Origin of the sequence: Companilactobacillus sp., from assembly GCF_022484265.1 — a bacterium.
Classification (GTDB): domain Bacteria; phylum Bacillota; class Bacilli; order Lactobacillales; family Lactobacillaceae; genus Companilactobacillus.
In genome coordinates, this window is record NZ_JAKVLR010000001.1 from 607,370 (window position 1) to 620,680 (window position 13,311).

Below are 13,311 nucleotides of genomic sequence, written 5' to 3' on the forward strand. Positions count from 1 at the left end.
TCTCCACAAAAAAAGACATGCGATGCATGCCTTAATTATAACAAATATTTTAAATAGCCACGTTACCAGCGAACTGACTGTTATAAAGGTCAGCGTAAAATCCGTTTTTAGCCATAAGTTCATCATGATTTCCGGTCTCAACAATTGAGCCTTCATTCATAACAATGATCTTATCAGCATCACGGATCGTTGATAATCTGTGAGCAACTACGAAACTAGTTCTGTTCTTCAGCAATCGTTGCATAGCATGTTGAATGTGGACTTCAGTTCTGGTATCAACGGATGAAGTAGCTTCATCAAGGATCAAAATTTCTGGGTCAGCGACAAAAGCACGAGCAATCGTGATCAATTGACGTTGTCCTTGAGAAATGTTTGATGCCTCTTCGTTAAGAACTGTGTCGTATCCATCAGGAAGTTGACGAACAAAGCTATCAACATGGGCAGCTTTAGCTGCAGCAATAATCTCTTCTTTTGAAGCATCTTCATTGGAATACTTCAAGTTGTCATAGATCGTACCTGTGAATAGCCAAGTATCCTGAAGAACCATAGCATAATGACTTCTGACGTCTTCACGACTCATGTTTCGGATATCGCGACCGTCAAGCTTGATCGAACCACCCTTAACATCGTAGAAACGTTCAAGCAGATTGATAACCGTCGTCTTACCAGCACCAGTTGGTCCTACGATAGCAATCATTTCTCCAGGCTTAACTTCCAAATTGTAATCTTCCATCAACAATGGCTTGCCCTCATATCCGAAGTCCATATTATCCAAAATAACTTTTTTATCAGTTTGAATATCTGGAACATCAACTGGACTGTCATCCATTTCAGGTTCATCGATCACTTCAAAAATACGTTCGGCAGAAGCAACAGTAGCCTGAATAGTATTAGCTAAGTTAGCCAGTTGAGTGATTGGTTGTGAGAATTGATTCATGTATTGCAAGAATGCCTGGATATTACCTAAAGCAATTGTTCCATTGGCAACTTGAATACCACCAAACATAGCAATGAATACGTATCCCAAGTTATTGATCAAAGTCATTAATGGCATGATGATACCTGAGATCATCTGAGCTTTCCATGAAGCTTTGTATAAAGTTTCATTTTCAGCATCAAATTTTGAAATTGCCTCATCTTCGTGGTTAAAACTCTTAACTACCACGTGGCCAGCATAATTTTCTTCAACTTGGTTATTTAATAAACCAAGCGATTTCTGTTGACGAGCAAAAAACTTTTGTGATGATGGTGCCACTAATCCGACTACGACCAAACTCAGTGGAATAGTAGCTAAAGCAATCAGAGTTAATTTCCAACTGATCGTGAACATCATCCACAAAACACCAACGAAGGTCACGGTACTGGTAACGATTTGCGTGATACTTTGTTGCAAGGTACCTGCAATGTTATCCATATCGTTGATAGCACGGGACATAATATCACCGTTTGAATGTTCATCGTAATAGCTGATCGGCAAACGACGCATCTTAGCTTTCAAGTCGCGACGCAACTTGTAGACTGTTCTCTGTGAAATTCGTGTCATCACAAATTGTTGAATGAAACTGAACAAAGCAGAGAATAGATACATGATGAAGACGATCAGGATGATTTGTTTGATCTTATCAAAATCGATTGGGAATTGATCCACCTTGATGCCGGCTTTTTGCTGAGCGACACCAGTCATGAATCCTTTATAAATTTCAGTCGTTGCTTGTCCTAAAATTTTCGGAGTCACAACAGAAAAAATTGACGATAAAATTGCCAAGATCAAAACGGCAATGATCCCCCAGATATAGGCGGACATGTATGATGCTAAGCGGCGCACCGTTTTCCAAAAGTTCTTTGGCTTATCAGGTTTTGGACCTGGTCCGTGATGGTTGCCTGGTCCGACATGTTGACTTGGTGCAGTGGTCTTTTCGTCTTTAGCCATTATTGTCCCTCCCTGATCTGAGACTCAATAATTTCTTGATAAGTCTTATTATTTTCTTTAAGTTCTTGATGAGTACCTAAACCAACCATCTTACCGTCGTCTAGAACCAATATTTGATTGGCATCGGCAACTGTAGAAATACGTTGACCAACAATTACGACCACGCTTTGATTGATTTTTTCATCATTTTGAAGTGCTGTTCTTAAGTTAAGGTCAGTCTTGAAATCAAGTGCTGAGAACGAATCATCAAATACATAGATCGAAGCATCCTTAACTAAAGCACGGGCAATTGCCAAACGTTGTTTTTGACCACCAGAGAAGTTGTCTCCTCCTTGTTCAACCACTGCGTCGAGCTTGTCGTCTAATTCATTAACAAAACCGTCCGCTTGGGCAATTTCCAATGCGTGCCAGATCTCATCATCAGTCGCATCTTCTTTACCATAAAGCATATTGGAACGAATCGTTCCTTTAAACAAGACGGCTTTTTGTGGGACCATGGCAACTTTACGGTTAATATCTTCAGTGTTCAAGGCCTTAACATCAGTTCCATTGATGCGTACAACACCAGTTTCAGAATCGTAAAAACGTGGGATCAAGTTGATCAACGTAGTTTTACCTGAACCAGTACCACCAATAATAGCTAAGGTCTGACCTTTATCCATCTGGAAATTAATGTTAGTCAAAGCTAATTTTTCAGCCCCAACATAACGGAAATTAACATCGTTAAATTCCAATGATGCCTCACCCTTGATCTTGGCAGGTTTTGCGACTGTATCGATAGTACTTTCTTTAGACAAAACCTCTTGAATACGTGCTGCAGAAGCTGAAGCACGTGGAACCAAAACAAAGATCAATGACAAGATCATAAAACTCATCAAGATCTGCATTGCATAAGTCATAAATGCAATCAAATTACCAACTTGCATTGATTGGTTGGCAATATAATTAGCACCTAACCAAGTGATACCAATGTTAGTACCACTCATGATCAATGTTACAAATGGCACCATCATGGCAACAATTGTGTAAACTTTGATGGCATTGTTTGTATAGTCGTCATTAGCGCCCTTAAAACGATTTTGTTCAAATCCATCTTGTCTAAAAGCTCTAATAACTCTGACACCAGTCAAACCTTCACGGAAGATCAGGTTCAAGCGGTCAGTCTTTTTCTGCATTGCTTTAAATAATGGAACTGCGAAATACATGACACTACCAACAACAATGATCAATGCTGGAATAACAATAATAAAAATCTTCGTCATCTCCGCATTTTTTTGGTAGGCCATAAAACTAGCACCAACTAACATGATTGGCGCCATGATCATCATTCTTAACATCATGACGATAACATTTTGAATTTGCATAACATCATTAGTTGTTCTTGTCGTTAATGATGATGTGTCAAAAGAATCAAATTCATCATGTGAAAAGAACAAAACTTTTCTGAATAAATCCGAGCGTAATTTTTGTCCTAAGCCTTGAGAAGCTTGAGAAGCAAGAAAAACGTTACAAACAGAGGCTAAGACTGTCAGAACTGAAATAATGATCATTTTCATTCCGGCAGTCATGATGTAGCCTGTATCACCCTTGGCAATACCGTTATTAACGATATCAGATGTAATATTAGGTAGATACAATGAAGCTACGACCTGACCGATCATGAACAAGATCGAGCCAGTAACTTGCCAAATATTCAGACGTCCTCGAACTATCTTAAACATTCATTCACTCCCTTTTTTCTAGACCAAAGCAGTCATTGTAGTATTAAATCACTATTTGCGATATTATTCTATAAATAGAATAAATAAGGTGGTCCCTCATTGACTAATAAAAATATTCAACCAAATCCATTTAAAAGTCTATTTCATATTATAGCCTTTATCCTACTGTTTTTAGTAGAGCAAATTCCATTAAGTATTTTAACGCTTACAAAAGCTAATCTTGGTAAAAACTATGACGCCTATATTCGAATCGCACCAATAATTTCATTAGTATTGATGGCCATTGCGGGAACGATACTATTCTTGGTCTTTCGACGAGCTCAACAGTTCGATACCATCCCGTTTTCAGGAAAAACTTGGCTGACAGTTTTAGCAGGGATCATACTTGCGATGTTAGTTAACTACGGATTGCTCCCGTTCATGCGGGCACAAAATTCCAACGTTGATGCCTTGAATACCCTCGGACAGAACAGTCAAGCTATCTTGATATTTTCTGTCCTAGTCATCTCGCCAATTTTTGAAGAGGTCCTCTTTCGAGGAATTTTGATGAATTGGTTTTTCCCAAATCGTCCGATCATTTCGATCTTGATCAGTGGAATCGTCTTTGGATTCGCACATGCACCAATTTCAAACGATACCGACTGGATCTACGCATTATCAAAAATCCTATTAGGTGTTATCCTGGCAACTGTTTATTACCGGACTAAGAATATTAAAGCTGATATTTCCGTTCACTTCTTAAACAATTTCTTGTCGATCGTCCTGGCTATCTAATATGCAAAATAAAAATAAACAAGAACTAGAAACTTCATATAAAAATACGATTCGAAATATTTTAGTCTACGCAATTTTAAGTATTGTTTTAATGGCAACGGGACTCGTTACCAAATGGATCATCTTTGAATTTGTCTCATTAGCATCAGCCGCAATTACATTTATCTATGTAATTTATTTAGTATATTTATTGATTCTTAAATTGAGGTTAAAAAAATGAATAAATCATTATTGACACAACAACTAACTTCAAGGTAAAATATCCTTTGTTGTTTGATTGCCCGTTGGTCAAATGGTTTAAGACGCCACCCTCTCAAGGTGGAGTTATGGGTTCGATTCCCATACGGGTGATATTTTTTAATCTTGAGAATTATTCTACTTTCCAAAATAGCTGTAAACGTTGAGTTTGTGGCTTTTTTATTTATTTGGAATTCCATAGAACTCTAAACTCTCAAGTTATTGTCACACATAAATCAAAGCATAGATGTAATTTTGAATGTACTATGATTTTATTGAGGGTATGAATAAAAAATAGGCCAATTAATAAATATAATCATTTTTATTAATTGGCCTATTTTTGTTGATCATGAATACAGATACCAAGAATTGAAATTGAGATTACTAAATAATTAGCTCAAATCGTTTTTCTATGCACACTTTACCATAAATTGTTTGAGCTAAACTTGCTCAATTATAAAAATACATTTCGATTCCTGAGCTTCATATCGCTGAAATAAAAACACCTTTTAAAAAAATAAAAACTTTGAATAAAAAATTTATATAAATAATAATCTCTACTCCTTTCATTCTAATTGGAATAAAAAAACCACACCATAATCAATTAGGTGTGGTTAATATTCGACTATCCCAAGAACATGATTTTACAACCCATACTCAATATATCCAAATTTCGTCATATACTCCATTTTCTTGATGGGACATATCGTACAAAATCAAAAATATAACAAAGTTTCATAGTAATATTTTACAATGTGATTGTATTATAAACAAAGGCCATACGATCTGTCTCTTAAAGATTTGAAAATCAATCAGATAGTCGTAACGTACAAAACAGATATGAGAGATGACCACGAGAATATTTACATCTGTTATATCAACATTGTGTATGCTGTCGTGGAATCTTATCTATGAAGAAGATTCCCTTGATTGTACAGGTAGAAATGTTCCCCTGAATAGGGGTAAATAACACCCCATCTTCTGGGATGGGTACAATCTCTAGCAATTGATTAAATTAATAACAATGAATAAGTAGCAACATTATACACAGATCTATTTAAAATTACCGCCACTATAATTTTCGCATAATCCGCACTGGAATTAGGAAAATGATCAATCTCAAATCTCTTTATTTATAAAAACCAGCATAAGACAATTATTTAGAAACAAAAAGCCGCTACTTAGTAGCGGCTGGTTTCGACATGAGAATGGCCATCCACACAGGTGGCTTACGTGATTGTCGCATTTTCAACATTTCGCATTTACTCATGAATTACGATAACCTGTATAAGTATATTACCTTTTAAGCTACATCTTTGTCAACACATATCCACTAACCAAAAGTTGCAATCACGCATACATTAATCATAATAAACATCATTACTGAATACTCTAAGTGTGTTATTTCTATATGGAAAATACATATTATATCGTGCACCAATGTCTTTAAGTAATACACAGTTTCCATTAATTTGAGAATCTTTATCCGCTAAACAAGCTCTAAATACGAGGTTTGCAAAAACATCTGCAACTTGAAGAACGTCTTTTTCTTTAGAATCTGCATAAGAACATTGCGAAACGTCGCTTAGAACACTAGATTCAAAACAGAACTTTATGGTCAAATAGTCTTTAAGACTGTTTATACTAGATACCGTACAGTTTCTTTCATCAAGTGTCATTTTTAGATTATAATCATCTTGATAGTTCTTTGGTATAAATTGCTTCAAATAGTTTCCAATAACATAATTGAAACACAACTCAACGTCATCGTGAAATCTCTCAGACAAAAAATTATTGTCAATAACAATATAATGAAACTTTGCATCCGTTTTTTCCAACACCTGATCGAGTATGTATCTTTTCATTTTGACCGGCATTTGCGATCCTTTTACTTCCACAGAATAGTTCATTTGAAGATTGGGATTATGGGTGATGAAATTTTTCTTTGCACGTCTAAAAACACGTCGAACCTTATACGGCTCCTCTGTTTCGACTATCGAAATAATGAAATAACGTTTTTTAGGATTTTTACTTCTAGTTATACTTCCTGATTCATCAATAAAGAGCATATTATTTCCCTTTTAACTTTGTTTATTCCCTTATCATACATATTTACTCCACCAATTGCCATTATTTCATGTACAGGGACCCTGAACTAATCAGCACTCAAAATCATTTGAACATCCATAAAATATTTACAATTATATTTCCATAAAATATTATATCTAAATCTCGAGGTAATAACGTATGAACGATAGTAGGCTAATCATTATTGGAAATGGTTTTGATTTAAGCCATAATCTCAATACTAAGTATCAGAGTTTTAAAAAGTTTTTGTATAATAAATCGTCAAAAGACGAAACATTTTTTGTGCCTGAACAGATTGAAGATCCTTATGGTGAAAACTTCTACGATGAATCTGAACTGTGTAATTTTTTATTTAATATATTAGACGAGGCAAATCGCCAGCAGTATGGAAAAGGAAATTCAGAATGGTCTCATTTTGAAGATTCGTTAGGAAGCTTGGATTTCACGGGATTTTTGCATTCATATTCTGATATCATGAAAAATTATAAAAATGAATGGTATGGTGAACATGAAAACGAAGATACCACATGTGATGCGCGAAATGCATTTATAGAGCTTCGACGAGAAATGTACGAATGGATAAAGAGTGCATCTCTCCATAAAAAATGTAGTCCTCAAAAAGAATTTCAAAAATTACTAACCCCTCGAACAACGGTTCTCAACTTCAATTACTCTTATACGATTGAAAAAATTTATAACTTCAAAAATGTAATTCATATTCACGGAAATATCTATAATAAAGATTCAATTATAATAGGTCACCAAAAAAAATCAACAATTGAAGAGACGGATCTGATTTTCCCAGGTGCATTCGGAATTTCCGAAATTAATGAATTTTTCACAAAGAATACCGATGAAATTATAAAAAAAAACGAAAAATATTTTCATTCACTTTCTAAAATTAATAGCGTTTATGTTTATGGATTTAGCTTTGCAGCTGTAGACATACCATATATTTCAAAAATAATTTCCGAGACATCGAATCAAACAAGGTGGTTCCTTGATGCTAACTCAATCGAGAGAGAAAATATACTTAAGTATGCCGAAATTCTCCACAAGAATAACTGTAAAAACATCTCAGTATGGAATAATTTAATATAAAAAAACAAATAAATTATTACCATATTTTAATTATGATAATGATTTAAATCAAAATAATTGATTATATCAATGATAAATAACTTATTATTTCGAATATTTTTACGAAAATGCATAATAAACGGCTTTTAAAACTTTTGTGCAATTTTCGATATTGAATTTTTTTATATCGCTTATTGTACGTGAAACCAAAAACTATACTGATATGCTTAATGTAAAACGTGCAACGATAAATCCAGTTATTGTAGATTTCCAGTCTATTCCAGTAGCCCAAGTAGCCATGGTATAAAAAAATAACATCTTCCACTATTGGACAAAATAATCCTACACATTGCTTGATCAGGTGCAAGAAGATAATTAATCAATGAGTATACTGTCAAAAATTTTTTCTATATCTAAAATATCGAGAGTTTACTTATTGAATTTCCCTACAAAGTTTCCCAATGTTTTTTCGCTTCTAAAAATCTAATAATCATCAGAATGATTAAAACCTCTTCAATGACCTGACAATATTGAGCAATGCGCAATTCGAAGTAAGTAATTCTTTTTATCTCTTTTCATTTACACATTACATATCCTCTAACCATCATTCTAGATAATAACCATTTCTTGAGCATGATATCTTTTTCTAATTGTTACACTCTGTTTGAAATCAACAATGTCATAATTTTCATCTAGATCCTTCATTTTGAATTCATTTTTTTATCTTTGTTCGTAGATTGTAAAATTAATCCGAACACTTCAGAAAAATTTAACTGACTTTAAGGCATCAAAAAAACATGTAACCTCTCAAACTTGAGAAATCCCATGTTGATAAAAGTATTATCTAAAGAAGTAAGTTAGGCTCCTGTTACGCTATTGCAGTTGAATAGTTTCACGTTTAATAACCGTGCCATCCATATTCTGGTCGATTAGCATCTTTCAATGAAGCCATGTCACCATAAGTTTTTATCAAAGTCGTGCCATCTGTATCGTAAAGATTTCCATGCGATTTAATAATAAAGGATTTGTGACCATACGCATTTTCTTTGGGTTTAATGTAATAGCCGCCAGGAACTGATGAAGACGTATAATTGTCACCAGTTTGATTGTCAAATTCAAATAAACTCAATGCTCCTTGTGCATTGCTGATCTTGTCGCATCCGCTGTTAACTTCATTTTTATTTTTCTGAACTTGATTTTCATTCTTTGATTCATTATTTGGTTTTAACGATTGTTGAGAGCTGCTCTGTTTAGGATTCGTTTTTCCTGATGAATCTGTCACATCACTAGTAGAGCCATTTGTAGAATTTACATTATTCTTTTCATCCTTATTTGAATCCTTTTTATTTACTTCAGCATTCTTTTTTGATGATTTTACTTCGGTACTTTTTCCTTAGTTTACTTATTCCCCACACTCTGATCACTAGCTTGTTTACCACATCCTGTTAGTGAAATACCGATTAATAGAGTTGCAAATCCGATTGCAATTTTATTAAGTTTTTGCATGTTTCTTCTCCTAAAGTTCAAATATATTTATCGATTCGACAAACAGGTATTTTACACTAAGCTTGAAATCCGAACAGCATAAAACGTCAAATTACGATATTTTTGTTTTGGTTTTTTAACATTTGCATATTCACGCTATTTTGATTTTTCTACTAGATAATTTCACCTTTCCTTTTAACTTTTAAAAATGAATCAAAATTAATGTGTGAAATAAATGATTCCACAATAATAATTAATGTAAATCTACACAAATTTCCTTGATCACATAACTCGAATCATATTGTTTGGAAATTTTTAGTCATCTCATTTTCGAGATATATCTTTTTCTACCATTAATCAAAAGAGAACCTGATATTATTAGGTTTTCTTTTTTTATTTTCTCTAGTCATTGATTAGTATATTGGAACTACCGAATTCAGTGTATTTTTGAGTACACTAAATAGACCCCGTTGTTCAATTTTTTTAATTTTTTTATGTTTCACTGAATTTCATGACATTTCAAGGATATGGTATTCACGAGATATTCATCAGAGCTAAAAAACAAACGGGGACAGGACGATAAGACAACAAAAATAATGTGGATTTTATTGATTGATGTTTCTTGCAAAAAATCCTCATTGGAAAAAATTTATTTGATGGAATAAATTAATTGATGAATATTAATCGCTATTACGAATAAATTATCTAGAATATTTTTATAACAATTAATTTCATATCAATTTACGTAAAATTTGGCGTATAACCCAATAACATTTTATGGGATAATTTCTGGACAATACTTGAAAGGTACTTATTAACTAATGTTCATTAACAATTTCACAAAAATCGATTCAAACAATGTATTTAAAATTATTATGAAAAAAAAAGCCTTGCCTGCACTCAACCACAGATTTCTATGCTTCAATATTTATTGTGTTCTAAGTATTCTACTCATAATATTCAATTGTTTAGTCTTAAATGGCGCTGATAATGATAAATGGCAATTATTAGAGATTCAAATACCATTAACTGCAATTTTCCTTTTGATTTTATACATCATCCTCTTCAAAACCATAAAGAAAAAATTCATCGCCAGTCTCCCAATTGGATCAACCATTCTTTTTATTGACAAACCACTTGATTTAAATAAAGCTTTACAAAATTACAATACAGACGATACACATCTAATAAAATTAGTAAATAATCTTAAAAAAGATTCGAATGAACTACAAATTAACTGCTGGTTAAAAAATCCGGATCAACCAAAATATAAAACTATAATAGACACCGAAAAGTATTTTATTTTGATAGGACCGTCATCTTCAGCTAAAGAACGATTCTTGTATGAAAAATACAAGATTACTGTTATACAAAAAAACTTGAGCAATTCCGAAATTGTAGGCTCAGCAATTGAACTTAGAACGTTGTTATATCAAGACATGGTAATCATTTGACGCAGAAAACAATAAATAATTATACAAAAATCCCCTTCAAAAGTTTTTTGGAGCGCCCCATAAATGTTGGACATAAATCTAACATTTATGGGGTATTTTTCATGACTAAATATAGTTATCAATTCAAATTGAAAGTAGTTAAGGAATATCAAGAAGGAAGAACATCTTATTCTGATTTGTCAGAAAAGTATTCGATGGATAAGTCTATTATTCGGGGGTGGGTTCGCCATTTCAAAATGAACGTCCCCTCGGGTCTCAATGTGAGAAGGAGTTATTTCAACTATACACAGGATTTCAAATTGTCCGTGGTAGGCTATTATCAAACGCATGACGTTGGTGCACTATTGTCGCTGCTCATTTTAATATAACTAATAGTCAAGTTTTCAATTGGACATATAGATATAGAAAAGATGGTGTAGCTGGTCTTCGCACAAATGTCAGAGGAAGAAAGCCATGACTAAGAAAAGAAAAAAGTTATCTCCCACGAAGGAAGAAGCCTATAAACAAGAAATCATGGATTTAAAGAAGAAATAATACAATGCAGAAATGGATCATGAATTTTTAAAAACACTAAAGACCTTGAGGGAGAATGATCATCGAAACTCGAAATAGCCCGAGTAATCCATAAGATGAGTGATGATCTTCTTAAAAAGTAAGGTCTTTCAAGGTCTACGTACTATGAACGTTTGAAGCATGATACAAGGCCCGACAAGTATAAATCAATAAAAAAATTCATAACAAAAAAATTTGAATCATCACGACAAACGTATGATTATCGTAGGATGCATTTTGTGACCATTAAAGCTGGTTTTCCATATTGTGAGGAAACCATTGGTAAGTTGATGCGAGAGCTTGGTCTCACAAAACATACGTCAACTTACCATTCATACAAAGGTACAGTTGGACGAATAGCTCTTAATTTCCTTAATCAAGACTTCAGTGCAATCAAACCGTTTACTGTTCTACATACAGATGTCTCACAGGTTAAGTTAACAGATGGAAGTGGGGATATATCTCAAGTATTGAAGATGAAACCAGTGGTGAGATATTTCTACCTTATGTCAAGGGTAAACAGCTATTTGATAGTATTTATAGTGATCTATTATTATTATTTCAAGTACATTAATTTAATTTGGAGTGTGAACTGGACCCAATTCAGTATGCTATTTCTAAATTTGCGTACACCAAATAAACACAGCCATGTTTCTTTAAAAAAATGGCTATGATATGATGATTTTAGAAACTAGATTAGTGTCTTGCGAGTGAAGCAATCTCATAATCATAGGTTTCGTTTTTCATTACAAAATGATAGATCGTTCTTATAAGACGACCCATCGCAGCTACTGCAATCTTCTTAGTCCCATGCTGAGAAGGTTGCTTTTTCTTTTGGTAATAATCATTGATGTGATTGGATTGATATCGAGATGTTGAAACCATAGCCATTACTGCCTGGTAAAGTATTTTCCTTGCATAGGGATTACCGCGCTTACTGATCCTATCAGATGTTGTGTAATTACCAGACTCGTAATGTCTTAGGTCAATACCAACAAAAGCATTGATCTGGTTAGTTGTTTTGAATCTTCTGATATCGCCTAATTCGCCTATTTGTGAAACTGCGATAACGATGGAGATTCCAGGAATACTTCTTAGTACTTCTAGTTCTGGAAGTTTTTTAGCTAGTTTTTCCATTGATTTGATTATTTTGTTTTCCAATTGGCTTATCTCTAGCAATCTTGTCGCATGGTGTTTGACTTGTTCAATTACCAATGAATCTATTGATACAGATGAAACAGCCTTATTCGAAAGTTCTACTAATTTCTTTGCGATATTAGTGCACGTCCCAACTCCAACATTGTTGCCGGAAAACTCATGTATCATTTCTGTTAGTTGCTCAACGCTGTATACGTCCACCATAGAAGGAATAGGGAACGTCTTTACGATGTTCCAATACATTGGACCTGTGGGATTTGAAAACAGCTGAGTGATATCCGGAAAAGTAATTTGCAAGATACGATGAAGGCGATTCTTTTCTTGAACAAGATCGCTTACTTGTTCTTGATAGAATCGACTTTCATCTTTTAGTTCAGAGTAAATAGGATCTTGAAGACGTGTCTTCTCACGATTTAACAGGAACTGTGTCTCGGCCAAATGAAAAGCATCATTTTTGTCTGTTTTGTTCTTTCTAAGACCGTTCAGCTCAATACTTGCCTGCAATGGGTTTAACTGTGCATATGACAAGTGATGCGTCTGAAGGAAATAAGCTAATCTTCTAGAATAGACTCCTGTGGCTTCAAAAATAACTTCAGGTTCTACAAAACTATTTAGGGCTGATTCTAATCTTCCAAACCCGATAAGGTCATTGTTTATCTTAAATTCGCTGACTTTGTTTGAATCTACTAACACACAAATATTAGAAGTAGATTTACTGACATCGATTCCAAATACTGTTCTCATATTATTCTCTCTTCTTGTAATTGTTGAGATGAAATCAATCTTTACTATGACCATCGTATTTAATTTTCTATACATGACCTATTGGCCG

General features: G+C 33.8%; 10 protein-coding genes and 1 tRNA gene. 6 read left to right on the forward strand and 5 right to left on the reverse strand.

Annotation, left to right across the window (positions count from 1 at the left end; translation table 11 throughout):
• Nucleotides 1–49: 49 nt before the first annotated feature.
• Both LKF16_RS03090 and LKF16_RS03095 read right to left on the reverse strand, forming a co-directional pair.
• Nucleotides 50–1,930 carry an ABC transporter ATP-binding protein gene (locus tag LKF16_RS03090; protein ID WP_291468545.1) on the reverse strand — a complete coding sequence of 627 codons (1,881 nt, stop codon included), beginning with the start codon at nt 1,928–1,930 and terminating at the stop codon, nt 50–52.
• Nucleotides 1,930–3,651: an ABC transporter ATP-binding protein gene (locus tag LKF16_RS03095; RefSeq protein WP_291468547.1), complete on the reverse strand. Its 1,722-nt coding sequence runs from the start codon at nt 3,649–3,651 to the stop codon at nt 1,930–1,932. The genes LKF16_RS03090 and LKF16_RS03095 overlap by 1 nt, the downstream gene beginning before the upstream one ends.
• Nucleotides 3,652–3,750: 99 nt before the next feature.
• On the opposite strand from LKF16_RS03095, the gene LKF16_RS03100 reads away from it, so the two are divergent.
• Both LKF16_RS03100 and LKF16_RS03105 read left to right on the forward strand, forming a co-directional pair.
• A complete protein-coding gene (locus tag LKF16_RS03100) occupies nt 3,751–4,425 on the forward strand; it encodes a CPBP family intramembrane glutamic endopeptidase (protein WP_291468549.1) in 675 nt (224 codons plus the stop codon).
• 278 nt (nt 4,426–4,703) lie between these two features.
• A tRNA-Glu gene (locus LKF16_RS03105) sits at nt 4,704–4,776 on the forward strand.
• A gap of 1,247 nt (nt 4,777–6,023) precedes the next feature.
• Here LKF16_RS03105 and LKF16_RS03110 read toward each other — a convergent pair.
• The gene (locus tag LKF16_RS03110) at nt 6,024–6,731 is read right to left on the reverse strand and encodes a DUF3800 domain-containing protein (RefSeq protein WP_291468551.1); all 708 of its coding nucleotides are present in this window, start codon (nt 6,729–6,731) and stop codon (nt 6,024–6,026) included.
• Between the two features lie 178 nt (nt 6,732–6,909).
• Here LKF16_RS03110 and LKF16_RS03115 point away from each other — a divergent pair, with 178 nt between their 5' ends.
• A complete protein-coding gene (locus LKF16_RS03115; RefSeq protein ID WP_291468552.1) occupies nt 6,910–7,851 on the forward strand; it encodes an AbiH family protein in 942 nt (313 codons plus the stop codon).
• Nucleotides 7,852–8,728: 877 nt separating this feature from the next.
• On the opposite strand, the gene LKF16_RS03120 is transcribed toward LKF16_RS03115, so the two are convergent.
• Nucleotides 8,729–9,112: a hypothetical protein gene (locus LKF16_RS03120; protein ID WP_291468553.1), complete on the reverse strand. Its 384-nt coding sequence runs from the start codon at nt 9,110–9,112 to the stop codon at nt 8,729–8,731.
• Between the two features lie 1,758 nt (nt 9,113–10,870).
• Between LKF16_RS03120 and LKF16_RS13035 the strand changes: the two genes are divergently transcribed.
• The 3 genes from LKF16_RS13035 to LKF16_RS13045 all read left to right on the forward strand — a co-directional run bounded on the left by LKF16_RS13035 (nt 10,871) and on the right by LKF16_RS13045 (nt 11,995).
• Nucleotides 10,871–11,137 carry a transposase gene (locus tag LKF16_RS13035; RefSeq protein WP_363305163.1) on the forward strand — a complete coding sequence of 89 codons (267 nt, stop codon included), beginning with the start codon at nt 10,871–10,873 and terminating at the stop codon, nt 11,135–11,137.
• On the forward strand, nt 11,113–11,226 hold the full coding sequence (locus LKF16_RS13040) for a helix-turn-helix domain-containing protein (protein WP_363305293.1): 114 nt from the start codon (nt 11,113–11,115) through the stop codon (nt 11,224–11,226). The genes LKF16_RS13035 and LKF16_RS13040 overlap by 25 nt, the downstream gene beginning before the upstream one ends.
• 229 nt (nt 11,227–11,455) lie before the next feature.
• Nucleotides 11,456–11,995 carry an IS3 family transposase gene (locus tag LKF16_RS13045; protein ID WP_363305165.1) on the forward strand — a complete coding sequence of 180 codons (540 nt, stop codon included), beginning with the start codon at nt 11,456–11,458 and terminating at the stop codon, nt 11,993–11,995.
• Between the two features lie 22 nt (nt 11,996–12,017).
• On the opposite strand, the gene LKF16_RS03125 is transcribed toward LKF16_RS13045, so the two are convergent.
• Nucleotides 12,018–13,223 carry an IS110 family transposase gene (locus LKF16_RS03125; RefSeq protein ID WP_291711371.1) on the reverse strand — a complete coding sequence of 402 codons (1,206 nt, stop codon included), beginning with the start codon at nt 13,221–13,223 and terminating at the stop codon, nt 12,018–12,020.
• Nucleotides 13,224–13,311: the final 88 nt, after the last annotated feature.